The sequence below is a fragment of the Streptomyces kurssanovii genome (assembly GCF_040677245.1).
In the GTDB taxonomy this organism is placed as follows: domain Bacteria; phylum Actinomycetota; class Actinomycetes; order Streptomycetales; family Streptomycetaceae; genus Streptomyces; species Streptomyces kurssanovii.
This window is the reverse complement of sequence record NZ_JBFAQK010000005.1, coordinates 58,932-83,889: the sequence shown is the minus strand read 5'-3', so window position 1 is coordinate 83,889 and position 24,958 is coordinate 58,932. Positions and strand designations below refer to the sequence as shown.

Annotated in this window: 20 protein-coding genes; 7 read left to right on the top strand and 13 right to left on the bottom strand. The window is 69.8% G+C overall.

What is annotated here, in order from left to right; genetic code table 11:
• Nucleotides 1-138: 138 nt before the first annotated feature.
• Nucleotides 139-1,503, bottom strand: coding sequence for a DUF4192 domain-containing protein (locus AB0K36_RS06305; protein WP_364589039.1), 1,365 nt, complete (start codon nucleotides 1,501-1,503; stop codon nucleotides 139-141).
• A gap of 110 nt (nucleotides 1,504-1,613) precedes the next feature.
• On the opposite strand from AB0K36_RS06305, the gene AB0K36_RS06300 reads away from it, so the two are divergent.
• Nucleotides 1,614-3,785, top strand: coding sequence for a RecQ family ATP-dependent DNA helicase (locus tag AB0K36_RS06300; RefSeq protein WP_364589036.1), 2,172 nt, complete (start codon nucleotides 1,614-1,616; stop codon nucleotides 3,783-3,785).
• A gap of 218 nt (nucleotides 3,786-4,003) precedes the next feature.
• Nucleotides 4,004-4,633, top strand: a complete 630-nt coding sequence (locus tag AB0K36_RS06295; RefSeq protein WP_005311039.1) for a hypothetical protein — start codon at nucleotides 4,004-4,006, stop codon at nucleotides 4,631-4,633.
• A gap of 78 nt (nucleotides 4,634-4,711) precedes the next feature.
• On the opposite strand, the gene AB0K36_RS06290 is transcribed toward AB0K36_RS06295, so the two are convergent.
• From AB0K36_RS06290 to AB0K36_RS06280, 3 genes are all read right to left on the bottom strand, one after another.
• Entirely contained in the window at nucleotides 4,712-5,332 is a 621-nt protein-coding gene (locus AB0K36_RS06290; protein ID WP_364589033.1) for a hypothetical protein, read from the bottom strand.
• 83 nt (nucleotides 5,333-5,415) lie between these two features.
• Nucleotides 5,416-6,117 carry a ribonuclease HII gene (rnhB, locus tag AB0K36_RS06285; RefSeq protein ID WP_189474675.1) on the bottom strand — a complete coding sequence of 234 codons (702 nt, stop codon included), beginning with the start codon at nucleotides 6,115-6,117 and terminating at the stop codon, nucleotides 5,416-5,418.
• 52 nt (nucleotides 6,118-6,169) lie between these two features.
• Nucleotides 6,170-6,817 carry a TetR/AcrR family transcriptional regulator gene (locus tag AB0K36_RS06280; protein ID WP_364589029.1) on the bottom strand — a complete coding sequence of 216 codons (648 nt, stop codon included), beginning with the start codon at nucleotides 6,815-6,817 and terminating at the stop codon, nucleotides 6,170-6,172.
• A gap of 121 nt (nucleotides 6,818-6,938) precedes the next feature.
• Between AB0K36_RS06280 and AB0K36_RS06275 the strand changes: the two genes are divergently transcribed.
• Entirely contained in the window at nucleotides 6,939-8,492 is a 1,554-nt protein-coding gene (locus tag AB0K36_RS06275; protein WP_435877797.1) for an MFS transporter, read from the top strand.
• 61 nt (nucleotides 8,493-8,553) lie between these two features.
• Here the strand turns inward: AB0K36_RS06275 and AB0K36_RS06270 are convergent, their stop codons facing one another.
• The 3 genes from AB0K36_RS06270 to AB0K36_RS06260 are packed head-to-tail and all read right to left on the bottom strand — an operon-like array spanning nucleotide 8,554 to nucleotide 11,776.
• On the bottom strand, nucleotides 8,554-9,468 hold the full coding sequence (locus AB0K36_RS06270; RefSeq protein ID WP_364589023.1) for an ADP-ribosylglycohydrolase family protein: 915 nt from the start codon (nucleotides 9,466-9,468) through the stop codon (nucleotides 8,554-8,556).
• A gap of 12 nt (nucleotides 9,469-9,480) precedes the next feature.
• Nucleotides 9,481-10,140, bottom strand: coding sequence for a histidine phosphatase family protein (locus AB0K36_RS06265; RefSeq protein WP_189474667.1), 660 nt, complete (start codon nucleotides 10,138-10,140; stop codon nucleotides 9,481-9,483).
• A 25-nt stretch (nucleotides 10,141-10,165) separates the two neighbouring features.
• On the bottom strand, nucleotides 10,166-11,776 hold the full coding sequence (locus AB0K36_RS06260) for an ABC-F family ATP-binding cassette domain-containing protein (protein WP_435877796.1): 1,611 nt from the start codon (nucleotides 11,774-11,776) through the stop codon (nucleotides 10,166-10,168).
• 89 nt (nucleotides 11,777-11,865) lie between these two features.
• Between AB0K36_RS06260 and AB0K36_RS06255 the strand changes: the two genes are divergently transcribed.
• Nucleotides 11,866-12,510 carry a TetR/AcrR family transcriptional regulator gene (locus AB0K36_RS06255; RefSeq protein ID WP_364589017.1) on the top strand — a complete coding sequence of 215 codons (645 nt, stop codon included), beginning with the start codon at nucleotides 11,866-11,868 and terminating at the stop codon, nucleotides 12,508-12,510.
• On the opposite strand, the gene AB0K36_RS06250 is transcribed toward AB0K36_RS06255, so the two are convergent.
• Nucleotides 12,511-13,116, bottom strand: coding sequence for a YdbC family protein (locus AB0K36_RS06250; RefSeq protein ID WP_005311059.1), 606 nt, complete (start codon nucleotides 13,114-13,116; stop codon nucleotides 12,511-12,513).
• A gap of 146 nt (nucleotides 13,117-13,262) precedes the next feature.
• Here AB0K36_RS06250 and AB0K36_RS06245 point away from each other — a divergent pair, with 146 nt between their 5' ends.
• Both AB0K36_RS06245 and AB0K36_RS06240 read left to right on the top strand, forming a co-directional pair.
• Nucleotides 13,263-14,222: a DUF1152 domain-containing protein gene (locus AB0K36_RS06245; protein WP_364589014.1), complete on the top strand. Its 960-nt coding sequence runs from the start codon at nucleotides 13,263-13,265 to the stop codon at nucleotides 14,220-14,222.
• Nucleotides 14,223-14,226: 4 nt separating this feature from the next.
• Nucleotides 14,227-14,808, top strand: a complete 582-nt coding sequence (locus AB0K36_RS06240; RefSeq protein ID WP_364589280.1) for a TerD family protein — start codon at nucleotides 14,227-14,229, stop codon at nucleotides 14,806-14,808.
• Nucleotides 14,809-14,954: 146 nt separating this feature from the next.
• On the opposite strand, the gene AB0K36_RS06235 is transcribed toward AB0K36_RS06240, so the two are convergent.
• Together AB0K36_RS06235 and nrdR are read right to left on the bottom strand one after the other, a co-directional pair.
• Complete coding sequence (locus tag AB0K36_RS06235; protein WP_364589011.1) at nucleotides 14,955-17,840, bottom strand: vitamin B12-dependent ribonucleotide reductase; 2,886 nt, start codon at nucleotides 17,838-17,840, stop codon at nucleotides 14,955-14,957.
• 169 nt (nucleotides 17,841-18,009) lie between these two features.
• Complete coding sequence (gene nrdR, locus AB0K36_RS06230; protein WP_364589008.1) at nucleotides 18,010-18,522, bottom strand: transcriptional regulator NrdR; 513 nt, start codon at nucleotides 18,520-18,522, stop codon at nucleotides 18,010-18,012.
• A 564-nt stretch (nucleotides 18,523-19,086) separates the two neighbouring features.
• Between nrdR and lexA the strand changes: the two genes are divergently transcribed.
• The gene (lexA, locus tag AB0K36_RS06225) at nucleotides 19,087-19,872 is read left to right on the top strand and encodes a transcriptional repressor LexA (protein ID WP_189474654.1); all 786 of its coding nucleotides are present in this window, start codon (nucleotides 19,087-19,089) and stop codon (nucleotides 19,870-19,872) included.
• An 84-nt stretch (nucleotides 19,873-19,956) separates the two neighbouring features.
• On the opposite strand, the gene AB0K36_RS06220 is transcribed toward lexA, so the two are convergent.
• From AB0K36_RS06220 to AB0K36_RS06210, 3 genes are all read right to left on the bottom strand, one after another.
• The gene (locus AB0K36_RS06220) at nucleotides 19,957-21,927 is read right to left on the bottom strand and encodes an ATP-dependent DNA helicase (RefSeq protein WP_364589005.1); all 1,971 of its coding nucleotides are present in this window, start codon (nucleotides 21,925-21,927) and stop codon (nucleotides 19,957-19,959) included.
• A 52-nt stretch (nucleotides 21,928-21,979) separates the two neighbouring features.
• Nucleotides 21,980-23,779: an IucA/IucC family protein gene (locus AB0K36_RS06215; RefSeq protein WP_364589277.1), complete on the bottom strand. Its 1,800-nt coding sequence runs from the start codon at nucleotides 23,777-23,779 to the stop codon at nucleotides 21,980-21,982.
• Between the two features lie 290 nt (nucleotides 23,780-24,069).
• A complete protein-coding gene (locus AB0K36_RS06210; protein ID WP_435877802.1) occupies nucleotides 24,070-24,951 on the bottom strand; it encodes a GNAT family N-acetyltransferase in 882 nt (293 codons plus the stop codon).
• Nucleotides 24,952-24,958: the final 7 nt, after the last annotated feature.

The following is a 24,958-nucleotide window of genomic DNA, read 5'->3' as shown; positions in this document are numbered from 1 at the left end:
TGCGGGCGCTTGGGCGACGCTGCGGACCGCCCGACCGTTGCCCTTGGGGGTTGCCCGTTGGGATTGCCCATTGCCGGAGCATGGAGGCTGCCGAAAGCCGCCGCACTACGGGCCGTCGGCCACCGCACCGGTACCCGGTCATCGTCCGCTCCTGGCACCGCGCTGCCCGCTGCGTCGTGCGGCACGCGTACGAGCGCGAGCGGCCGCTGTTCCATGGCGTGGGCGGCCGGGCGCGGCACCGCTCCGAGGGTGCCGGCGGTGCGAGCCGGCCTCGTCCGGCTCAGCGGCGGACGGCCTGACGGGCCTGCCGCGCCGCCGCTGCCCGGCCGGGGCCCGGTGCGCGTCGGGGCAGGGTGCTGACGGTGTCCCCTGCGACGGGAGGTCCCGTTGACTCCGCAGGCAACGGCGCACCGTTTCCGGATCCAGCCCTTCGTTGCACGCCTGGTGCAGCAGGCGTGCGAAGACATACTCGGGGTCCGCCCGGAGGGCGAGCCCGAGTGCCACGCGTGCGCCGGGCTCGTCGCCGACGGACCAGGACACCCATCCGGCAAGGGTGAGCGTCGCGGCGGCGTGCTCCGTGTAGGGCCCGGCGCAGCGCCTCGACAGAACACGCCAGAGACGCAGGGCCGGAGCTGCTTCCTCCCCCTCCATCCATTGCGCCGCCCGGTCCCTCGTCTCCCGGTCCTGGAGGCCGAGGATCACCGCGGCGGCTTCGTCGTCCGAGACGAGCCGGTCGTCCTCGGCGTCGGCAGCGGGATCACCGTCGGCACGAGGGGCTTCCGCCATCCGTTCCAGCAGGAGGCGGGCCAGCGCGACGGTCTCGTCGGCGACCTCCTGCCGGCCTTGCGCGTCGAGAATCCTGGAGGTCAGTACGGCGCCCGCGGCGTCCAGCGCTCGCACCTGTTCCTCCGTCGCCGGGCCGGGTCGCGGGGCGAACCGCCGCTCCATGTCGCGCAGGCTTCCACGCACCCGGACACCCGCGTACGCGGCTGCGGCGGCCATCACCGACGTGCCCGGCAGAGCGAGCGGCGTGCCGTCGGGCGGGCAGCAGCGGGCATCAGGACAGCAGTAGCTCCAGAAACGGCCGTCGGAAATGCACAGTGCCTCGTACACGGGCACGTCGAGGCCTCCGCAGGCGGTGCGCAGCCGCTGCGCGAGCGGGCGCAGGCGCTCCATCACCCGGTCGCCCGTCTCGTCGCCGACCGGGTCCTGGCACAGGAACACGACGATGCCGTCGGGGCGTGGCCCGCGGCGCCCGCTGCCCCGGATCAGACACTCCGCGAGCTGGGCCGCTACGGGCTCCCACTCCCGTGGCGAACGCGGAATTCCGAGCCGTAGCCGTCCGCCGAAGCGTCCATGGCTGCCGTGCAGGGCGACGAGCACGATCGAGTCGGTCGGGTGGAAGCCCATCATGTACGGAAGCGCGTCGGCGAGTTCGCCAGGGCCGCGCAGGGTGATCTGCTGGTCGGGGCCTGATCCGGTGAGGTCGTGGTGCTTGTTCATGCCCTGACGGTCCCGTGCCTGCCCCACTCGCCGCGACCCCTGTGGATAAAGTTGTCCACAGGTCACGGGCTCGTTCGCGCTTTGTCGGTGTCATCGGGTTGCATGGGTGCATGACCAACGCAGACCGCGCGGAGCTTCGGGCTTCCGCCGATTCCGTACTGGCCCGGCTCGTCTCCGACACCTCCGGCCGTGCCCGGCTGCGTGAGGACCAGTGGCGGGCCATCGAGGCCCTCGTCGCCGACAAGCGCCGTGCGCTGGTCGTCCAGCGGACCGGGTGGGGAAAGTCCGCGGTCTACTTCGTCGCCACCTCCCTGCTGCGGGCACGCGGCAGCGGCCCCACCGTGATCGTCTCTCCCCTGCTCGCGCTCATGCGCAACCAGGTCGAGGCGGCGGCCCGGGCGGGCATCCGCGCCCGGTCGATCAACTCGTCGAACACCGAGGAATGGGAGACGATCCAGTCCGAGGTCGCCGCTGGTGAGGTCGATGTCCTGCTCGTGAGCCCGGAGCGGCTGAACAACCCCGACTTCCGCGACCAGGTACTGCCCCGGCTCTCGGCCGCGACCGGACTGCTCGTGGTGGACGAGGCCCACTGCATCTCGGACTGGGGCCATGATTTCCGTCCCGACTACCGCAGGCTGCGCACCATGCTCGCCGAGCTTCCCGCCGGCGTCCCCGTCCTGGCGACGACCGCCACCGCCAATGCGCGGGTCACGGCGGACGTCGCGGAGCAGCTCGGCACGGGCGCGGGCACGGACGCCCTGGTGCTGCGCGGCCCGCTGGACCGGGAGAGCCTGAGCCTCGGAGTGCTGCAACTCCCGGATGCCGCCGGCCGTCTCGCCTGGCTGGCCGACCATCTCGGGGAGCTGCCGGGCTCCGGAATCATCTACACATTGACGGTCGCCGCCGCCGAGGAGGTGACCGCGTACCTGCGCCAGTGCGGTCACACCGTGACCTCGTACACCGGACGCACGGAGAACGCGGACCGCCAGCAGGCGGAGGAGGACCTGCTCGCGAACCGCGTAAAGGCGCTGGTCGCGACCTCGGCACTGGGCATGGGGTTCGACAAGCCGGATCTCGGCTTCGTCGTGCACCTCGGCTCCCCCTCGTCGCCGATCGCCTACTACCAGCAGGTGGGCCGCGCAGGCCGTGGCGTGGAGCATGCGGAGGTGCTCCTTCTGCCCGGTAAGGAGGACGAGGCGATCTGGCAGTACTTCGCGTCCGTCGCCTTCCCTCCCGAGGAGCTTGTGCGGCGCACGCTCGACGTGCTGGCGCAGGCGGACAGGCCGTTGTCCCTGCCCGCGCTGGAGCCCTTGGTGGAACTGCGGCGCACGCGGCTCGAAACGATGCTCAAGGTGCTCGACGTGGACGGCGCGGTGCGCCGGGTAAAGGGCGGCTGGACCGCGACGGGACAGCCGTGGTCCTACGACGCGGAACGCTATGCGTGGGTGGCCCGCCAGCGGGCGGCCGAGCAGCAGGCGATGCGCGAGTACGCCCGCTCCAGCGGGTGCCGGATGGAGTTCCTGAGGCGCCAGCTCGACGACGAGGAGGCGACGCCCTGCGGACGTTGCGACAACTGCTCCGGAGCGCGATTCAGTGACAAGGTGTCGGCGGGGGCTCTGGACGCGGCACGCGGGGAGCTCGGCAGGCCGGGCGTCGACGTAGAGCCCCGCAAGATGTGGCCGACCGGACTGGCCGCCGTCGGCGTCGCCCTCAAAGGCCGGATCCCGGAAGGTGAGCAGTCCTTCACCGGGCGGGCACTGGGGCGGCTTTCGGACATCGGCTGGGGGAACCGCCTGCGCCCGATGTTCGCTCCGCAGGCACCGGACGGCCCCGTTCCCGACGACATGGCCGACGCTGTCGTGACCGTGCTCGCCGACTGGGCCAAGGGGCCGGGCGGCTGGGCCTCCGGGGCCGTGGACGCGCCGGCGCGGCCCGTGGGCGTGGTCACGATCGCCTCCCGCACCAGGCCCCGTCTGATCGGCTCTCTCGGGAGCCGTATCGGGCAGGTCGGCAGGATGCCCGTGCTCGGCACCGTCGAGTACGCACCGGAGGCCCTGGACGCACACGTTTCGCGCACCAACAGCGCGCAGCGGGTGCGGGCTCTGCACGAGACGCTCGTCGTGCCGCCGCAGTTGGCCGAGGCCCTGGCCGCCGCCGACGGGCCTGTTCTTCTGGTGGACGACTACTCGGAGAGCGGCTGGACTCTGGCCGTGGCGTCGCGGCTGCTGCGCAGAGCGGGCGCGCAGGGCGTGTTTCCGCTGGTCCTTGCCGTCCAGTCCTGATGCGGAGGGGTCACCGGTGGCAGATAGGGGAAGGGATATGAGAGTCATACCCGCCGATTTCAGCCGGTCGTGCCGAATTGCTCGTTGCCGCATTCCCATGCGGCAGGAAGAATTGGACTGCTCCCCGCACGGCCCGTAAGTGGTCCAGAAGGGCCTTGCCGCGGCGCGCCCTCACCCGACCCTGCCCGCACTGTGGGCGCGTATGCGAAGGGAGGACCGTGACCTTCGGATTCGCTTCGTCCGCAGCCACTTCGATCACCGCATCGGCCAACTCCGCCAACCGCCTTGCCCGGTTGCTCGAACCGGCCGAGTGGGCCGCGGCCGGCATCCCACTGCTGCGCAATCCGCGTGAGGTCGTCGGCGGACTGCACGCGCGGCACCGTCCCGCCCCGGCGACGGCTGTCGTCGCCGTGCTCGATCACGAGGAACGGCTCGCGGCCAGCGCGTCGTTCTCCCGGCGTGCCGTTCCGGCGGACGGCTGGGAGTTCCGCAACGCGCTGCTGGCCCATCTGCGCCGCGTGATCCCTCACGACCTCCGACGGCGTACGCCGGTGCGCACCGCCGTGCTGCTCTACTGCCGTGAGGGCGACGAGCGTTGGACGGAGGAGGACGGGGCCTGGATGTGGGGCCTGCGGGACGCCTGCACGCTGCACGGCCTGCGCTGCGGCGCGTACATCACGCTGACACGCGGAGGTTGGCAGGTGCTGGGTGAGGGCCGGGGCGGCCGGCACCCCAACTCGACGTCCTCGCCCGGCCGTCTGGCGGACGCGGGGACCGACACCGACCATGTGCCCCTGCGTACGGCAGGGGGCGCCGTGGACGCGCTCCGGCGCACGGCGGCCCGCTGAAGGTGTCATCCACCGGCTGCCCAGGCACTGGGCAGCCGGGTCACGACCGGGCCGTGCGGCCCGTTCCGCCGGTGCGGATCAGACGGCCGCGCCGAGCACGGCGTTGATCCGCTCCGGGTCACCGCACACGATGAGAAGCGCCGAAGCCTTCTCCATCGCGGCCGGCAGCGCGCGGGCGGCGGTGTCGTCCGTGCCGCCGTTGACCGCGACAACGACCACGGGGCGTGCCGCGGCCCGCTCCACGGAAGACGCGTCCGCGTAGAAGACATCGTCGCGGGCGTCGTGCTGGGCCCAGTAGGCGCCCTCACCGAACGACAGCTCGTGAGCGGCCCACGGGTGCTGGTCACCGGTGGTGAAAACCAGGACGTCGCCGGGGGCGCGGCCGGAGTCCAGCAGCAGGTCGACCGCCTCGTCGGCGGCGTCCAGCGCGCCACCCGCCGGGGCGGGGACCAGCTGGACCTGCGGCGCGGAACGATTCTCCGGCCGGGACGGCTTCGGCTTGCCGGCAGCGCCGGACCCACGCTGCGCGGGCGGGGCGGGCCGGGACGGCCCGGGGCCCGGGTGACCGGGACGCGGCGAGGCCGCGGAACGCGGACCGGGGACGGGACGGGGGGTCGGCGCGGTGCGGCCTGTGGCCGGAGTGACGCGGGGACCCTGGGCGCTCTCGTGAATGTGAGGCTCCTCGGGAATGAGAGGCATGGGTGGATGTCTATCAAACGCCGCTGCGGATGGCATCGGCGGGTGGCACAAAACGTGCGACGGATGGTGACGGCGGGGCGAGTTCAGAAGTCGAAGCCGAGCTGGCCCCCGCTTTCGAGTTCGGCCGCCTCCGGCGAGAGCCGGACCTTCTTGAGGTGCCTCCATTGGGGCAGGTAGTCCAGATAGGCCCAGGACAGCCGGTGGTACGGGGTGGGTCCGAGCTCCCGGAGGGCGGCCTTGTGCACGGGCGACGGATAGCCGGCGTTGTCGGCGAAGCCGAACGCGGCGAACTCCCCCGGCAGTTGAGCCATCATCGCGTCCCTGTGCACCTTGGCGATCACCGATGCGGCGGCCACGGCCACGCAGGACTGGTCGCCCTTGATCACCGTGCGCACCTGCCAGGGCACTCCCAGGTAGTCGTGTTTGCCGTCGAGGATGATGGCGTCCGGGCGCACCGGCAGCGCTTCCAGCGCCCGCCCGGCTGCCAGTCGGAGTGCCGCCGTCATCCCCAGTTCGTCGATCTCCTCGGGGGAGGCATGACCGAGGGCGTGAGCCGTGACCCAGCCCTCCAGAAGCTCCGCCATCTCCGCGCGGCGCTTGGGAGTGATCAGCTTGGAGTCGGTGAGGCCGACGGGGGGCCGGCGCAGGCCCGTGACCGCCGCGCAGACCGTGACCGGTCCCGCCCACGCTCCGCGGCCGACTTCGTCGATCCCGGCAACGATCTTGGCGCCGGTCGTGGCCCGGATCGAGCGCTCGACTGCGTGGGTAGGTGGTTCGTAGGCCATGGCGCCCACAAGGGTACGCCGCCCCGGCGGCCGGATGACACCCGGCTCCGGATCACGTTCCGCGAGACGGCGGCGGACAGCTGTGGGGCCGGAGCAGCGGGACCATGACCTGGTCGATCATCTCCGCGATGTCCCGGTCCGGCCAGTGACTTCCACAGATCTTCGAGCGGTACATCAGCAGGCCGGGGATCACGTCGAGGACGAGCTCGCAGGCCGCGTCCGCCCGCACGTCACCGCGGCGCACACCACGGTGCACGACCTCGCGGAAGAGCTGGGTGGACGGTCCGATCACCCTGGTGTTGATCAGGCTCTGGAAGCGTTCCGCGGTGGCGGTGTCGCATTCGTAGAGCACCGAGCGCAGCGCCATCCCGGTGCGGGAGAACATCGCGTCACGCACCCGCCGGCAGACGTGGAGGAGGTCCTCCCGGACGCTGCCGCGGTCGGGGGCCTCATCGAGGCTCGGCAGGCCCGCCTCGAGCGCGTCGGCGACAAGATCCTCCTTCGAGGGCCAGCGACGGTAGACGGCCGCCTTGCCGGTCTGCGCGGAGGCGGCCACCCCCTCCATCGTGAGCCCGCTCCAGCCGACCGTACTGAGCTGCTCCAGGGCGGCTTCGAGGATCGCACGCTCCAGCACGGGCCCTCGTCGGCGCAGGGCGACCGGCGGAACTTCCGCGGCACCGGTCCAGCGCGAAGTGGCCATCTTCATATCTCCGTTGGGGACGGGAGGTTCAGTGAACGCTTGCGTTCACTGACGGGGACTCTCTACGGTTGACGGGAAAGTGAACGCCTTCGTTCACTAACTCATGTGTGGGGGACCCATAGTGACAACCTCTCAGTTAACCGCACCTGCTGCTCCGGGAGCTGCCCGCCGACCGGGGCGTCCTGGCGTCGCACTCACCGTCATCGCAGCCCTGCAGCTCATGGTGGTCCTCGACACCACGATTGTGAATATCGCACTTCCGCACATCCAGGGAACTCTCGAGTTCACCACGACCCAGCTCTCCTGGGTGGTGAACGCCTACACACTCACCTTCGGCGGACTCCTGCTGCTCGGGGGCAGGGCGGGCGACATCCTCGGCCGCCGACGGGTGTTCGTCTCCGGCGTGCTGCTCTTCACCTTCGCCTCGCTGCTGTGCGGCATCGCCCAGGAGCCGTGGCAGATGCTGGCGGCCCGCGCACTGCAGGGCGTCGGTGGTGCCATCGCCTCGCCCACGGCGCTCGCCCTGATCACCACGACCTTCCGCGAGGGGCCGGAACGCAACCGCGCCTTCGGCATCTTCGCGGCCGTCTCCGCGAGCGGCGCCGCCATCGGACTGCTGGCCGGAGGCATGCTCACCGAGTGGCTGGACTGGCGCTGGGTCTTCTACGTGAACCTGCCCATCGGCATCCTCATCGCCGTCCTCGCGCCGGTGTTCATCAACGAGTCGGAGCGCAACCCCGGCCGATTCGACGTGACAGGCGCCCTCACCTCGACCGCGGGCATGGCGTCGCTGGTCTACGGCTTCATCAGGGCCTCGGAGGACGGCTGGAGCGATGGGCTCACCCTCGGTGCGTTCGCAGCCTCCCTGGTGCTGCTGACCGCGTTCGTACTGACCGAACGCAGGACCAGTGATCCGATCACGCCGCTGCGGATGTTCGCCGACCGCAACCGTTCCGGCACGTATCTGATCATGATGAGTCTCGCGGCTGCGATGTTCGGCATGTTCTTCTTCATCGTCCTGTTCGTGCAGAACGTGCTCGACTACAGCCCCATCACCTCCGGGCTCGCGTTCCTCCCGGTCACGGTGGCGATCATGACATCGGCCGGCCTCTCCACGAGGCTGCTGCCCGTGCTGGGCCCGAAGCCCTTCCTGACCGCCGGCGCGGTCCTCACGGGCACCGGCATGGCCTGGCTGACACTCATCTCGCCCGACAGCTCCTATCTGGGCGGAGTGCTGGGGCCGATGCTGCTCTTCGGCTTCGGCATGGGCCTGGTGTTCGTGACGGCGACGCTGACCGCCGTGTCGGGCGTGGCGCAGCACGAGTCGGGTGCGGCCTCCAGCCTGCTCAATGCCACCCAGATGGTCGGCGGTTCACTCGGCCTGTCGATCCTCATGACGGTCTTCGGAACGGCGAGCCGTGACGAGGCCGAGCGCCAGATGCCCTCGTTCCTCGCCGAAGCGACGCCTGCCCAGCAGGAGGCCTTCGCACGGACCCACGAGCTGCCGCCTCCGTGGGGTCACCAGGTGCTGGCCGAAGGCATCGCCACCGCGTTCTGGGCGGGGGTGGGCCTGGTCGCTCTCGCCGTTGTGACAGCCGTTCTCGTGGTCAGGGTGCGCAAGAGCGACCTGGAGGCACTCAGCGGAGCGGCGGGCCCCGGCGGCCACGCCGCATGACGCCCCGGATACAGGCCGTACGCGGGGGGACGGCCTGTATCCGCTCACGGGTGCTCCGGCGTCAGCCGAGCCGGTCGGCGCCGGGCACCCAGCCGGGCAGTTCCTCCGTCTGCTCCAGCCAGTGGGCCGGCGGCTGTCCGCCCTTGCTCGCGGCGACGACGCCGCAGGCGATGGCGCACGTGGTGTCGACGTCGCCGCCCACCTGGGCGGTGGTCCAGAACGCCTGCTCGAAGTCGCCGAGCGACCTGGCGGCGGACCACAGCGCGAACGGCACCGTGTCATGGGCGCTGGTACGCCGCCCGCAGCCGAGCACGGCGGCGACCGTACCGGCGTCGTCGTAGTCGAGCATGTCCCGGGCCCGGCGCAGTCCGGCGCCCACCGCGCTGCGCGGCACCAGGGCGACCACGCCGTCCAGCAGGTCCGCCGGCGCGGGCGGCCCGGCGGGGTCGGCGGCGAGCGCCGCCGCCGCGGCCACCGCCATGGCGCCGACCACCGCCTCCCGGTGCTGATGGGTGGGGTACGAGGAGATCTCGGCCTGGTGCGTGGCCTGCTCGGGATCGTCCGCGTACCAGGCGCCGAGGGGTGCGATCCGCATCGCGGAACCGTTGCCCCACGACCCCTGCCCCTTGAAGAGCTCGGCAGCCAGCTCCCGCCAGTCGCCGCCCTCCCTGATCAGCCGGAGGAGCCGGTTCACGGCAGGGCCGTAGCCGCGGTCGAAGTCGTGGTGTTCGGCGAAGGACCGGGCGAGGGCGTCCTGGTCCACACGGTGGTGGTCGACGAGCACGGCGAGGACGGAGCAGGCCATCTCTGTGTCGTCGGTCCACTGCCAGACGGACGGCGGCAGCTCGCGCCTCTTGAGCAGCGGATAGTTGGAGGGAACGAAGAACTGGGAGCCCAGAGCGTCTCCCACGGACAGGCCGCGCAGGCTGTCCAGAGCGCGTGCGAAGCGCCGGTCGGATGCGGGTTCAGCGGTCATCTTCCTGCCACTCTATCCGGTGGCCCCGTACGGCTCCGGGGTCCTCCACTGCTCGAAGGGCCGGTCGAGGTGGTACCTGCCGTCGTCGCCGAGCTGCAGGGTGCGGGTCTCGCCGTTGCCCGGGTTGGACAGCGATTCGAACTCCGCGACGGACCAGTGGAACCACCGCATGCAGAACAGCCGCATGGTCAGACCATGGGTGACCAGGAGGACGTTCGGCGGATGGTCCGGGGACTCGAAGCTCCGGTGCAGGCTCTCCAGAAAGGCGCCGACCCGGTCGTACACGTCGGCCCCGGACTCGCCCTGCGCGAAGCGGTAGAAGAAGTGGCCGTAAGCGTCGCGGTACGCCTTCTGGAGCCTTACGTCCTCCCTGTCCTGCCAGTTGCCCCAGTCCTGCTCCCTCAGCCTCGGCTCTTCCCTGATCCGCACGAGCTCCGGGTCGAGCCCGAAAGCCTGGAAGGTCTCATGGGTGCGGCGGTACGGGGAGACGTAGACGCTGACCCGCTCACGGCCGAACAGGTCCCGCAGCCGCGCTCCCGTCTCCGCGGCCTGGGCCAGACCCGCCGCGGTGAGCTGTAGCGCATGGTCGGGCTCGCGTTCGTACACCGTGTCATCGGCGTTGCCCACCGATTCCCCGTGCCGGACGAGGACGATACGTCGCGGTCGTGCCATACCAAGACCCTATGGCTCCGTCCGTTCAGTCGAGGAGCCGCCCCGAGTCCATCCGGCGGACCTGCCCGTCGAACCGACGGCGCAGCAGACGGTCGTGGGAGACGACCACCAGCGCACCCGTCCACCGGGACAAGGCCTCCTCCAGATCCTCGACCAGGCCGAGTGCCAGATGGTTGGCCGGCTCGTCGAGAAGCAGCAGGTCCGCGGGCCGGGCCAGCAGCCGGGCCAGGGCCAGCCGCCGACGCTGCCCGGCGGAGAGGGATCCGACGGAGATGTGCAGATCCCGTGAGCGGAAGAGCCCGTAGGACAGCAGCAGCTCCGCGGACTCGTCGTCCGCGAGTGCGAGGCCCCGCCGGAAGACCTCGAGAAGGGGCTCCGCCGGCCGGTTCACCGGGATCTCCTGGGCGAGGAAGCCGGTTCTCCCCCTGCGTTTCACAGACCCGGTGTCCGGTTCGACAAGGCCGGCCATGACCCGGAGCAGGGTGGACTTTCCTGCGCCGTTTCCGCCGTGGATCAGGATCTTCTGCCCCGCCGCGACACTGAACGCATCCACTGAGAGCCTGTCGCCGACGCGCACGCCGGTCAGGCTGACGAGCTCGCCCGCCGCGGCGCCGGACACCGGCCCCGCGGTGAAACGAAGCGGCTCCGGAGGCTTCGCGACCGGCTCCTCCCGGAGTCTGCGCAGCCGCTCCTGTGCGTTACGGATCCGACCGGAGACCGAGGCCTGGACCCTCCCGCCGGCCCGGTCGTAGGCCATTTTGTTGTTGTCCTTGATGGACCGGCCGACGGCGACGCTGTGCGCCGTGGTGTTCGCGAAACCCTCGAGCCGTGCCACCTCCTCGGTCCACTCCTCGTACGCCTGCTCCCAGCGCTTGCGAGCGGCTGCCTGCTCGGCGCGGAAGCCCTGGTAGCCGCCGCCGTAGCGCACGACGGCACAGCGGTCGGCGTCCACCTCGATGACCGCGGTGGCGACGCGCTCCAGGAAGGTGCGGTCGTGCGAGACGGCGATCACCGTCCCGGTGTGATTGAGCAGTGTGCTCTCGAGCCAGTCGAGCGCTGTCTCGTCGAGGTGGTTCGTCGGCTCGTCGAGCAGCATCACCTCGGGTGCCGCCGCGACAAGACAGGCGAGGCCGAGTCGGGCCTGCTCGCCTCCGGACAGAGTGCCGAGGACACGCTCGCGGTCCACGTGGGCGATGCCCAGGCCGTTCATGGCCTTGTCGACACGGGCGTCGGCTTCGTATCCCCCGCGGAGCTCGAAGGCTGTGAGCAGATCGCCGTACTCGTCGAGGACGTCCTGCTCCGCCGACCCGAGGTCCGCTTCGAGGTCACGCAGCCTCGCTTCCATGGAGCGCAGTTCGGCAAGAGCGGCGTCGACGGCTTCGCCGACCGTGCTCCCGGGCGGTAATTCAGGGGTCTGGGCCAGATGACCCGCCCCTTTCTCCGCGACGGTGACCACCTCGCCGTCGGCCGGCCGCTCGATGCCGGCCAGCAGGCGAAGAAGGGTCGACTTCCCCGCACCGTTCTCCCCGACGATGCCGATCCGCTCACCTGGACGCACGGCAAGGGAGACACCGTCGAACAGCAGCCTGTCGCCTCGGGACAGGGTCACTCCGCGCAGGGAGATCTGAGTGGGCAAGTGCACCTCCGGCGGAGTTCTAACGCAACGGTTGTCGCGTTACGAGCAGTGTGGCACACTCGAATCCCCTAACGCAACGGGAGTAGCAATTGACTGAGTCAGGGTCCGCCCCCGGCACGCTCCGCCCCGGCGGTCGCACCGCCCGCACGCGGGCCGCCGTCCGCGACGCCGTCCTCACGGGCCTGGGCGAACACGGCTACCCCGGCCTCACCGTCGAATACGTCGCCGAGCACTCCGGTGTGCACAAGACGACCCTGTACCGGCGGTGGGGCGGCATCGAAGGTCTCCTGGCCGACACGCTCGACCTCGCGGGCGAGGACGACTGGATCCCACCGGACACGGGGAGCCTCGAAGGAGACCTGCGGGCGCTGGCACGCGAGGCGGCCGAATCCTTCGCCGATCCGGAACAGGCAGCCGCCCCCACCGCGATCATCGCTGCGGCCTTCCAGTCCCCACGGGCCGCCGAGGCACTGCACGCCTTCTACGCGGAGCGGTTCTCCCGCTGCGAGAAAGTCGTACAGCGGGCGGTGGAGCGCGGGGAGGCACCGGCCGGGACCGACGCGGGCGCCGTCGTCCGTGCGGTCAGCGCGCCGTTGTACTTCAGGCTGTTCATCACGCGCGAGCCGATGGATCCGGCGCTCGCCGACCAGTCGGCCGCCGCCGCCCTCGCGGCGGTCCGGGCAGGCGCCTTCGCCACGGCCCGGACGGCAGGGCGGACGCTCCTGAGCAGCTGATCACACCGTCCAGGACGGCTCGAGCTCCACCACGTCACCGGCCAGTGCCACCACGTCCGTCTGCGTCTGAGCGCGCAGCAGCAACCGCTCTATGCGCTCGTCGCGGTACTTCCCGTGCTCTGCCGACGACAACCACATCGACATCACCAGGAACTCACAACCGGGCGCCTCTCCGAACACCCCACGCACCATGCCCGGCGACCCGGCCATGGCCGGGTTCCACACCTTCTCCTGCATCAGGGAGTAGTGCTCGACCCGGTCCTCACGCACCTTGCAGTGCGCCACCCTGACCACGTCGGCGTCCGTGAACCGTGGCTCGAACCCGGTCTTGACGTCGAAGCGGTAGTCGAAGAGCTTGGCCTGGATGTCCTTGTAGGTGCCCGACTGCCCGGCCGCGAGCCGGTCGTGGGAGCGGGCCATGAAGGAGTCGTAGAAGGCCCGGGTCTCCCAGAAGGCGAAGACATGGGCCACGTTCGGCCGTAGCCTGCTCCACCCTCCGCCCTGTCCCCGGAATCCTGGCTCACCCGGCAGCCCCGCCCATTTCCGCTGCCCGCGTTCGAACCCTCGACGGTCCACCACCGTGCAGCGAATCCACTTGACCAGCACCGCGCCATCGTACGGCGCGGAACGTGGCCCCGGTCACTCTCCGCGTCAGTGGGTCCCCTCCGGCTGCGATCGGTTTGCCCGACGAGGCGGAGCGGCCGCTGAGTTCGCGCCGTACCGCACGCCGTTCGCGGCCCACAATGATCGCCATGACCGACCTGCACACCAACCCGCTCTTCCATCGCCTCCGGTCCGCCGAGCGCGTCCTCGTCGCCGGCGCCGGCGGCGGCTTCGACGTGTACGCAGGCCTGCCGATCGCGCTCTCACTGCGCCACCAAGGCAAAGAAGTCCACCTGGCCAACCTCACGTTCAGCGCCACCGAGGGTCTGCCGCTGGATGCGTGGCTCGCCCCCGACGTGGCGGTGATCGGCCCCGGCACGGCACCGCACCAGACCTATTTCCCCGAGCGCTCGCTGGCCCGGTGGCTCGCCACCCACGGCTACCCCGACACGGTTCACGCCCTTTCCCGCGTGGGCGTCCAGCCGCTTCGTGCCGCATACCGTGCTCTGATCGAGCGGTACGACATCGACGCGGTCGTTCTCGTGGACGGAGGCACGGACATCCTCATGCGCGGTGACGAGTCGGGACTCGGCACCCCCGAGGAAGACATGACCAGCGTCGCCGCCCTGAACGGCATCGAGGGACCTGAACGCCTTGTCGTGTCCGTGGGTTTCGGTGTCGACGCGTACCACGGCGTCAGCCATGGACTCGTGCTGGAGAACATCGCGGCACTCGAGACCGACGGTGCCTACCTCGGCGCGTTCTCCGTGTCGCGCACCACTCGCGAAGGCGCCCTCTTCCTCGACGCGGTGGCGCACGCCCAGGCCACCACGCCGGATCACCCCAGCATTGTGAACGGCTCCATAGCCGCAGCCGTGCGGGGCGGTTTCGGGGATGTGCAGTTCACCTCCCGCACCCGGGGCAGCGAACTCTTCATCAACCCTCTGATGTCGATCTGTTTCGTCTTCGAACTCGAGGGGATCGCTCGACGCTGCCTGTACCTGGACCGTATCGAGCACACCCATCTGATCCGCCAGGTCAGCAGTGAGATCGCCGCGTTTCGTGACGAGGTCGTGCGCCAGCGGCCGCCTCGCCGCATCCCGCACTGAGCCGATACGGTCAACGAACGCATTTCATCCGGCAGTTACGGGGAAGGAAAAAGCGGTGAGCAGCCTCAACAAGGGCGTCCGGAAGGCGGAGGTGACCCTCAAGTGGGATCCGAGTCCGCTGGGAGAGCCGCCCCATGACCTCGACATCGTGGCCGCGACGTACTCCGCTCAGGCGCCGTTCGGTGAGCCGGCGTACGTCGTGCACTTCGACAGCCGCTCGCCCGACGGCACGATCATCCTGACCAGAGAGAGCAAGACGGGACAGGGCTTCGGGGCCGACGAGGTCATGACTCTGGAGTTCGACCGGCTGGCGGCGGAGTACGGCCGTGTGGTCCTCGGCGTGGTGATCCAACAGCGCAACGGACGCACGGTGTTCGGTGATGTCGCGAACGCCTCGGTACGGGTCCTCGAGGGGCACCAGGAGATCGGGCAGCACGACTTCACGGCGGTCGCCGGCGCCACGGCGGCCAAGGTCGGCGAGTTCGTCCGCGGCCAGTCGGGGGACTGGGCGTTCAACGACGCGCTCGTCGGCTTCGACGCGGACCCTCAGACGTTCGTCACGGTGATGGGCGCCCCCACCCCCTGAACACCCGTGCACCCTTCGACGCGCGGGCCAGCAGGGGCGCACGACAGAAAGGGGGACCGGCCTCTGGCCGGTCCCCCTCTTCACCTGCTGGTCAACTCCGTGTGCCGACTAGGCAGGATGTCGCGTCGACGGAGTTTCGCCCAGGGTCAGCTGCAGCCGCTGGTCGAGCCGCAGCCCTCGCAGATGTAGCACGAGCCTGCGCGCTGCATCTTGGTCCCGCAGGAGAAGCAGAGCGGGGCGTCGGCGCTGATACCGAGCTGCATCTCGACGAGCTCGGCGGAGGTGTGCGCCTGCTTCGGCGCCGGGATCTCCGCCTGCGGGGCGGTGACGGCCTTCAGTGACTCCTGCTGCCGGGGAGCGGACTGGGCCAGTGCCTCGACATCCATCTCGTCGTCCTCGAGCGACGGCTCGTAGGAGCCGGTCTCCAGGTGACGCTGGCGCTCCTCCGCGGAGTGGATACCGAGGGCGGAACGGGTCTCGAAGGGCAGGAAGTCCAGCGCCAGGCGGCGGAAGATGTAGTCGACGATCGACTGAGCCATCCGCACGTCCGGATCGTCCGTCATACCGGCCGGCTCGAAGCGCATGTTCGTGAACTTCGAGACGTAGGTCTCCAGCGGAACGCCGTACTGCAGGCCGACCGAGACGGCGATCGAGAAGGCGTCCATCATGCCGGCGAGGGTGGAGCCCTGCTTCGACATCTTCAGGAAGACCTCGCCGAGACCGTCGTCCGGGTAGGAATTGGCGGTCATGTAGCCCTCGGCGCCGCCCACCGTGAAGGACGTGGTGATCCCGGGACGGCCCTTCGGAAGGCGCTTGCGGACCGGGCGGTACTCGACGACCTTCTCGACCGCGGCGCGGATGGTCTCCTCGGTCTTCTGCGTGACCTTCTCCTGCTCCTTCTTCTTCGCGGAGAGGGGCTGGCCGACCTTGCAGTTGTCGCGGTAGATCGCGAGCGCCTTGACGCCCATCTTCCACGCCTCGAAGTAGACCTCTTCGACGTCCTCGACGGTCGCCGTCTCCGGCAGGTTGACCGTCTTGGAGAGCGCGCCGGAGATCCACGGCTGGATCGCGGCCATCATGCGGACGTGACCCATCGCGGAGATGGAGCGCTCGCCCATGGCGCAGTCGAAGACCTCGTAGTGCTCGGTCTTCAGGCCGGGCGCGTCGATCACGTTGCCGTGGTCGGCGATGTGGGCGACGATCGCCTCGATCTGCTCCGGCTGGTAGCCGAGGCGGCGCAGGGCCTGCGGGACCGTGCCGTTGACGATCTGCATGGAGCCGCCGCCGACCAGCTTCTTGAACTTGACCAGGGCGAGGTCCGGCTCGAGACCGGTCGTGTCGCAGGACATCGCGAGACCGATGGTGCCGGTCGGGGCGATGACCGACGCCTGGGCGTTGCGGAAACCGTTCTTCTCCCCGAGGCGGATCACGTCCTGCCAGGCTTCCGTGGCGGCGGCCCAGATCGGGCTGTCCAGGTCGTCCATCCGGACGGCCACGGTGTTGGCGTCGGCGTGCTGCTTCATGACGCGCTTGTGCGGCTCGGCATTGCGGGCGTAGCCGTCGTACGGACCGACGACAGCGGCGAGCTCGGCGGAGCGCTTGTACGAGGTGCCCGTCATCAGCGAGGTGATGGCGCCGGCGAGTGCGCGTCCGCCGTCGGAGTCGTACGCGTGGCCCGTCGCCATCAGGAGCGCGCCAAGGTTGGCGTAGCCGATGCCGAGCTGGCGGTAGGCGCGGGTGTTCTCGCCGATCTTCTGCGTCGGGAAGTCCGCGAAGCAGATGGAGATGTCCATCGCCGTGATGACCAGCTCGACGACCTTGGTGAAGCGCTCGACGTCGAAGGACTGGTTGCCCTTGCCGTCGTCCTTCAGGAACTTCATCAGGTTCAGCGAGGCCAGGTTGCACGAGGTGTTGTCCAGGTGCATGTACTCGCTGCACGGGTTCGAACCGTTGATCCGGCCGGACTCGGGGCAGGTGTGCCAGTGGTTGATCGTGTCGTCGTACTGGATGCCCGGGTCGGCGCAGGCCCAGGCGGCCTCTGCCATCTTGCGGAAGAGCGACTTGGCGTCGACCTCCTCGATGACATCGCCGGTCATCCGGGCGCGCAGGCCGAACTTGCCGCCCGTCTCGACGGCCTTCATGAACTCGTCGTTCACACGGACGGAGTTGTTGGCGTTCTGGTACTGGACCGACGTGATGTCGTCGCCGCCCAGGTCCATGTCGAAGCCCGCGTCACGCAGGGCGCGGATCTTCTCCTCTTCCTTCACCTTGGTCTCGATGAAGTTCTCGATGTCGGGGTGGTCGACATCGAGGATGACCATCTTCGCCGCGCGGCGGGTGGCACCGCCCGACTTGATCGTTCCTGCGGACGCGTCGGCGCCGCGCATGAAGGAGACCGGTCCGGAGGCGTTGCCGCCGGAGGACAGCAGTTCCTTCGAGGAACGGATGCGGGAGAGGTTCAGGCCGGCGCCGGAGCCGCCCTTGAAGATCATGCCCTCTTCCTTGTACCAGTCGAGGATCGACTCCATGGAGTCGTCGACGGACAGGATGAAGCAGGCGGAGACCTGCTGCGGCTGGGGCGTACCTACGTTGAACCACACCGGCGAGTTGAAGCTGAAGATCTGGTGCAGGAGGGCGTACGCCAGCTCGTGCTCGAAGATCTCGGCATCGGCGGACGAGGCGAAGTAGTTGTAGTCCTCACCGGCCTTGCGGTAGGTCTTCACGATCCGGTCGATGAGCTGCTTGAGACCGGTCTCGCGCTGCGGGGTGCCGACGGCCCCGCGGAAGTATTTGCTGGTGACGATGTTGACCGCGTTCACCGACCAGAAGTCGGGGAACTCGACGCCACGCTGCTCGAAGTTCACCGAGCCGTCACGCCAGTTGGTCATGACGACGTCACGGCGCTCCCAGACCACCTCGTCGTACGGGTGCACGCCGGGGGTGGTGTGGACGCGCTCGATACGCAGGCCCTTGCTCGCCTTGGATCCCTTGGCTCGGGACCCTCGTGCCGGGCCGCTCGTCGTCTCGGTCATGCCGCCTCCCATATACGGGCAAAAACGCCCTGAAGTGCCCAGATCTTCCCGGGGCACGGTTTGTGTCTGTTGCTCTGGCGCCACGCACAGCACCCATGAGCGGGTCATTTGCCGCCTGAGCCGGCCGGCGGACCTTTCGCGCGGCCCTTCTCCGTCCAGCCTCTGCCGATCAGTCGGCGGCGGTGGCGGGCACCGGGACCTCCACGGTCCCGCGGCCCCCGCCTTCCTCAGCAGGAGGCCGCCCGGCGCGGAGCTCCGCGATGGCGGCCTCGAAGTCTTCGAGTGAGTCGAACGCCCGGTAGACGGACGCGAAGCGCAGGTAGGCGACGAGGTCGAGCTCCTGCAGCGGACCCAGTATGGCCAGCCCTACGTCATGGGTCGTCAGCTCGGCACTGCCGGTGGCGCGCACCGCTTCCTCGACCCGCTGCCCGAGCTGGGCGAGAGCGTCCTCGGTGACCGGTCGGCCCTGGCACGCCTTGCGCACGCCGGAGATGACCTTGGTACGGCTGAAGGGTTCGGTCACACCACTGCGCTTGATCACCATGAGCGATGCGGTCTCGACCGTCGTGAAGCGGCGCGCGCAGTCCGGACACTGCCGACGTCGCCGGATCGCCGTTCCGTCGTCGGTGGTGCGACTGTCGACGACTCGACTGTCGGGATGCCTGCAGAAAGGACAGTGCATGGCCCCCAACCCCTCCTTCACAGCACGACCGAATGGCCTCTGAAGGCCGGATCCCAGCCCTTCGAAGCAGCCCCAAGCATAGGCGATGCCCTCGGCCTTGGAGCACCGGGGACACAAGTTCTGGGTGGCTAACCCAATCCAACCACTAGATCTGGGGGTTCGATGCACACACAGGTCGCTACGCGTGTCGCGGTGGACATCGCTGCGTGAAGGCGCCGGACACCTGCCGCACGGACCGTATCGGCCCTTGCACGCTGCGCGCGGGAGGGCGCCGGCCAGGGACAGGAAGGGACGACACAGGCGCGCCGCACTCCGGTTTCGGAGGGGCGGGAATGCGAAGATGCAACGGCCTCACCGGACCCCGCTCCGGCCGCCGCCGACGGCGAAGGCTACCGTGGCGACACACGCAACGACTCACCCTCCGGGTTCGATCGTTCGCACATACACCCAGCAGAATGCCCAGGTAAGGCAATCTGCAATTTTTCACTCGAACGTGTGTTTGGCGCAACCTTTCGAAAGCTACTACCGTTGTCAAACTAGGGAGACCATTCGAGAGGGGCCGACGTGACCACCACCGCCGACAGTGCCACCATCACTGCCCAGGACCGCTCACAGAGCCGATTCGAGCCGGTGCAAGCCATGAATGACGCAGCCACGACCCCGGAGGGGCCCAAGCCCGGCCGCTCGCTGCCCGGCCGACCTCCTGGCATCAGGGCGGACAGCTCCGGCCTCACGGACCGGCAGCGGCGCGTCATCGAGGTGATCCGCGACTCGGTCCAGCGGCGGGGATACCCGCCGTCGATGCGTGAGATCGGCCAGGCGGTCGGACTGTCGAGCACATCGTCGGTGGCGCACCAGCTCATGGCCTTGGAGCGCAAGGGCTTCCTGCGCAGGGACCCGCACCGCCCCCGGGCGTACGAGGTCCGCGGCTCCGACCAGCCCAGCACACAGCCCACGGACACCACCGGCAAGCCCGCCGCCTCTTATGTCCCCCTGGTCGGCCGCATCGCGGCCGGCGGACCCATCCTCGCCGAGGAGTCCGTCGAGGACGTCTTTCCCCTCCCCCGTCAGCTGGTCGGCGACGGTGAGCTCTTCGTACTGAAGGTCGTCGGAGACTCGATGATCGAAGCCGCGATCTGCGACGGGGACTGGGTGACGGTGCGCCGCCAGCCCGTGGCGGAGAACGGCGACATCGTGGCAGCCATGCTCGACGGCGAGGCCACGGTCAAGCGCTTCAAGCGGGAGAACGGCCATGTCTGGCTCCTCCCCCACAACGCCGCTTACCAGCCCATCCCCGGCGACGAGGCGACCATCCTCGGCAAGGTGGTGGCGGTGCTGCGCCGGGTGTGACCGCACCCGCCGGCCCCAGGACCGGACCCCGGGATCCACTGCGCCGGTCCCGGGGTCCTGCTGTACGAGCAGGGCGCTTCGGCCCTACTTCCCCTCCTGCTTCGCCGCTGCGTCGATGGCGGCCAGTGAGCGGCGTACCTGATTGCGATCCGTCGTGTACCAGAAGTCGGGCAGCGAGGCGCGCAGGTAACTGCCGTAGCGGGCGTTCGCCAGCCGCGGATCAAGCACCGCGACCACACCCCGGTCCCCCGTGGCACGCACCAGCCGGCCCGCGCCCTGAGCCATCAACAGCGCGGCATGGGTCGCCGCCACGGCCATGAACCCGTTGCCGCCCGCCTCTTCGACCGCCTTCTGGCGGGCACTCATCAGCGGGTCGTCCGGACGCGGGAACGGAATCCTGTCCATGACGACGAGCTGACAGCCCGGTCCGGGCACATCGACGCCCTGCCAGAGCGAGAGCGTGCCGAACAGGCACGTCTCCGCATCCCCGGCGAACGTCTTGATCAACTCGCCGAGGGTCTCCTCGCCCTGCAGGAGGATCGGCTTGTCGAGACGGCCGCGGAGCTCTTCCGCGGCGGCCTGGGCCGCCCGCATCGAGGAGAAGAGGCCGAGCGTGCGCCCTCCGGCGGCCTCCACCAGCTCGGCCAGCTCGTCCATCATGTCGCCCCGGGAACCTTCGCGTCCCGGAGTGGCGAGATGGCGTGCGACGTAGAGGATGCCCTGCTTCGGATAGTCGAAGGGCGACCCGACGTCGAGCCCCTTCCACTGCGGCACGTCCTCTCCCCCGCTGCCTTCAGGAGCGAGACCCAGGGACGCCCCCACCCCGTTGAAGTCACCACCGAGCTTGAGTGTGGCCGAGGTCAGCACCACCGAGCGCTCGGAGAAGAGCTTCTCCCGCAGCAGCCCGGAGACCGAGAGCGGCGCCACCCGCAGGGACGCCCCGAAACGGTCGTGCCGCTCGTACCAGACCACGTCGTACTCCGAGCCGTGGCTGATCCGCTCGGCCACGGCATGCACATTCTCGACGGCGGCCAGGGCCTGCTTGCGCACGGCGTTCTCGTCCTGGACCGACTTGTCCCTGGTGGCCCCGATCGCGGTGATCACAGTGCGGGCCGCGTCCCTCAGCGCCATCAACGCGTAGCCGAGATCCTCGGGAATCTCCTCGAGTCGCCCTGGGAGAGCCAGCTCCATCAGCTTCTCGAACGACTCGGCCGCGGTCTGGAGAGCGTCCGCCGCCTTCTCGTTGACGAGCTTGGCCGCACGGCGCACGGCGCGGTTGACCTGGCCCGGGGTGAGCTCGCCGGTGGCGACCCCGGTGACGCGGGAGACGAGCTCATGGGCCTCGTCGACGATCAGCACCTCGTGCTGGGGCAGCACCGGTGCGCCTTCGATGGCGTCGATCGCGAGAAGGGCGTGGTTGGTGACGACGACGTCCGCGAGCTTGGCCCGCTCACGCGCCATCTCCGCGAAGCACTCCGCTCCGTACGCGCACTTGGAGGCTCCCAGGCACTCGCGCGAGGAGACGGAGAGCTGGTTCCAGGCCCGGTCGGAGACCCCAGGGGTCAGGTCGTCCCTGTCCCCTGTCTCCGTCTCGTCGGCCCAGTCCCGCATACGGAGCAGGTCCTTGCCCAGCTTGCTCGTGGGGGCCGCCGCCTCGAACTGGTCGAAGAGACCCTCCTCGTCGTCCTGCGGCATGCCCTCGTGCAAGCGGTGGAGGCAGAGATAGTTCGACCGCCCCTTGAGCATGGCGAACTCCGGGCGGCGGCGCAGCAGCGGGTGCAGTGCCTCGACCGTCCGCGGCAGGTCACGCTCCACGAGCTGCCGCTGCAGGGCCAGAGTCGCCGTGGCCACGACCACACGCTCGCCATGGGCCAGGGCGGGAACCAGATAGCCGAGCGACTTGCCCGTACCGGTGCCGGCCTGGACCAGCAGATGGGAATCGTCGTCGATGGCCTCGGCGACGGCCTCGGCCATGGTGACCTGGCCTGGCCGTTCCACCCCGCCGACGGCGGTCACGGCGGCGTGGAGGAGATCGGGGAGGGATGGCTTCGTCATAGCCCGACCACCCTACGGGGCGCCACCGACAACAGGATCACGCATCGGAGCATCAGGCCGGCGCCAAGGGGTTGGGCACCGTGCCGTGGACGGCGGCGTGGGGGCGCTCCGGGCGGTCCCGGTAGCCGTCGAGATGCAGCCGGTTCCGGTTGAGGCACAACCGCTCGATACGGGGAGTGAGCAGGTCGAACGTCTCGTAACGCTCCTTGAGCTCGGGAAAGCGCGCCTGGTACCGGAGGATCTCCGCCCTTACGAGTGAGAAGAACTCCTCCTCCGGAACGTCCAGTTGCTCTTCGCAGAGCGGGGCGAGGTAGCGGAAGACGCCCACGAAGAGACCCGAGTGGATGAACTGGGTGAGGAAGCCCGGCTCCTCGGTGAGGAGGATCCGCCGGACGTCGTCCGGCATGGACGCGTGCTCGGGCACCGGCCGGGCACTCACGTTCACGTCGTCGACGAAGTCCTTGATCGCGAGGCGGACGGGAACATCGTGGTCGTCGTAGACGACGATGGCGTTCTCGCCGTGCGGGGAGAAGACCGTGCCGTAGCGGTAGAGGAAGTGCAGCAGCGGAGGCAGCAGCGCCGCGAAGAGCCGCCGGAGCCAGACGGTCGGGCCGAGCCCCGACCGGTCGACCAGTTCGGCCGTGAAGGCCCGGCCGTGCGGGTCCGTGTGGAGGAGCGATGCGAGGGTGCGGGCCCGCTCGCCGGCTGCCAGCCGCGGCTGGAGCGGTTCCCGCCAGATGGCTCCCAGCAGTTCCTTGTACTGGTACGGCACCTCTGCCAGGTGGTCGTACAACGGATGCTCGACCGTGACGGAGGCGACCTCCCCGAGCAGGACGACCCGGCACTCGTCGCGCAGGAACGGGTCGGCGTCACGCAGCCCGTGCACCCACGCGGTGACGGCGGGGGCGGCGAGAGTGCGCTCCGTGGGCAGGCCGCGCCAGACCAGGGTGTTCAGGATCGACAGCGGCAGTTTGACGGTGTGGCGATCGGGCCGGTCGACGTTCACGAAGGTTCTGATGGACTGCTGGGGAAGTCGCAGGTCACCGTCGCTGGGCAGAGGCACGATGTCGCCGTCGGCGACGGCGGGCGCGTACAGAGGCAGGATCACCTCGTCCCACTGCCAGGGGTGCACCGGGAGGAACAGGTAGGCGGCCGGGTCCAGTCCCTTGGCACGCAGGGTGTCGGCGAAGGAATCGCGGGTCGTCCTGTCGAGCTCGCGACGGTAGAGGTCCTCGGCCCGGTCGAGGCCGACGACGCCGCGGTAGGCGGCGAGGCCGGTCCGCACCGCTATCCAGGGGAGGCGTACGGGGCGGCGGGCTTCTGGTGCCCACTGCGCGGCGTCGCCGGCGGAGAAGCCGATCCGGCCCTTGTTGAGAACCAGCCACGGGTGGCCCGTCTGGTGGCCCTCGAGCTCCGCGTAGCCGAGGTCCGCGAGTTCGGCGGCGGTCAGTGCGGTGCCGTCGAGCCGGGTGTCGCTGCTCAGCGTGACGGACATTTCGCGCAGCAGGTGGCCGAGGGTCGCACCGTCGAGGCCCAGCAGGTTCCTGGCGCGCGCGAGGAACGCCAGCGGGTCGGTGAAGGGGCGGCCGTCGCATTCGACGGAGCCGGGATCGACACGCCAGCTGCCGTAGGCGCCACGGCGGGCACGGAAGGTGAGCACGCCTGTGGCGTCGATGGGGAGGGTGTAGCGACGGGCCTTGCCGGTGGATCCGGCTGTTCCGGGCGACGGGACCGGGTCCGGGACCGGCTCGATGATCTCTTCGTAGGCGAACTCGCCGATCATCTTCGCGAGGAGGCGGGCCGCGGCCCGGTCCCAGTTCTGCCGGGTCAGGCCGGGTGGCGTGAACGGCACCGCGTGCGGCCGGGCCGCGGTGCCGGCGGCGGCTGCATCGGGGCCGGTTCCGAGGCCTGTGGAAGCGATGCCCGTGGAAGCGGTGCCGGTGGAAGCGGTGCCGGTGGAAGCGGTGCCGGTTCTGATCCCGGCGGCATCGGTGCCCGTGGCATCGACGGGCCGGGGATCGGTGGAGCCGGAGCCGGTGGGGGCGGAGTCGATGGAGTCGTCGCTGGCAGGGGACTTCGGCACGGGGACTCCTCAGGTGGAACCGATGCGGATCGAGCGGTGTATGTAAGTCAGCGAGTTGTTCACAGCAGGTTCCGCAGGGCGCGATCACGGACCATCAGGGCGGCTCGTTTGTCGGGAAGGTCCAGTTCGGCGCAGTAGCGGAAGCCGGAGGTGAGAAATGCGGAGACGGAGGGGGTGTTGCACATGTCGGGTTCGGCGAGGACGCGGGTGCATCGAGGCCGATTGTCGAGAACGAGATCGGATACGGCTCGAAGGAGGACGGACCCGATGCCACGGCCGCGGTCGACGACGCCGCCGATGAGCAGATGGATACCGGTGTCGTGCGGGCGCGCGGGGTAGTGGCGTGCCAGCGGATCGAGGTCGGCCTGGTAGATCTCGAAGTAGCTCATGGGCTTGTCGTCGAGGACACCGAGGCAGGGGATGCTGCGGCCGTCACCGTCGAGTTGTGCGCGCAGGTGAGCGGCGGTGACGGAGTCATGTCCCGCCAGCTCCCAGAAGGCGGCGACCGCTGGGTCGTTCATCCAGCTGCTGATCAGGGCGAGATCACGTTCGAGGATCACGGGGACGAGCCGGAAGACGCCGACGGGCGTGGCCGCCGGCTCCCAGCCACCCAGGTTGTCGAGCAGATCACCGGCGGCTCTGCCATCGGCCTTCGCCGGGGCCAGAGGCGCTGCCGCTGCCTGGTCCGGGCCTGAACCGGAAGCCGTTTCCCAGGCCTGCCCGGCAGCCTGCGCCGGCTCCCACGCCAGTGCCGGCGTCACGTCCGGTGCCGGTGTCCTGCCTGGTGCCGGCGTCACGTCCGACGCCGGTGTCCTGCCCGGTGCCGGCGTCACCTCCCACGCCGGTGTCCCTGACGCGGTCCATGCCGGTGACAGGCTCGATGGCGGTGTCGACGCCGCCACAGGCGTCGGCGGCCCGGCGCCGTCGTGACCGCGGAACAGCGTGAGG

Bases quoted from the DNA above. Each gene is read 5' to 3' on its own strand.
- AB0K36_RS06305 (WP_364589039.1), bottom strand. From the start codon at position 1,503: ATGAACAAGCACCACGACCTCACCGGATCAGGCCCCGACCAGCAGATC.
- AB0K36_RS06300 (WP_364589036.1), top strand. From the start codon at position 1,614: ATGACCAACGCAGACCGCGCGGAGCTTCGGGCTTCCGCCGATTCCGTA.
- AB0K36_RS06290 (WP_364589033.1), bottom strand. From the start codon at position 5,332: ATGCCTCTCATTCCCGAGGAGCCTCACATTCACGAGAGCGCCCAGGGT.
- rnhB (WP_189474675.1), bottom strand. From the start codon at position 6,117: ATGGCCTACGAACCACCTACCCACGCAGTCGAGCGCTCGATCCGGGCC.
- AB0K36_RS06280 (WP_364589029.1), bottom strand. From the start codon at position 6,817: ATGGCCACTTCGCGCTGGACCGGTGCCGCGGAAGTTCCGCCGGTCGCC.
- AB0K36_RS06270 (WP_364589023.1), bottom strand. From the start codon at position 9,468: ATGACCGCTGAACCCGCATCCGACCGGCGCTTCGCACGCGCTCTGGAC.
- AB0K36_RS06265 (WP_189474667.1), bottom strand. From the start codon at position 10,140: ATGGCACGACCGCGACGTATCGTCCTCGTCCGGCACGGGGAATCGGTG.
- AB0K36_RS06245 (WP_364589014.1), top strand. From the start codon at position 13,263: ATGACCGACCTGCACACCAACCCGCTCTTCCATCGCCTCCGGTCCGCC.
- AB0K36_RS06235 (WP_364589011.1), bottom strand. From the start codon at position 17,840: ATGACCGAGACGACGAGCGGCCCGGCACGAGGGTCCCGAGCCAAGGGA.
- nrdR (WP_364589008.1), bottom strand. From the start codon at position 18,522: ATGCACTGTCCTTTCTGCAGGCATCCCGACAGTCGAGTCGTCGACAGT.
- AB0K36_RS06220 (WP_364589005.1), bottom strand. From the start codon at position 21,927: ATGACGAAGCCATCCCTCCCCGATCTCCTCCACGCCGCCGTGACCGCC.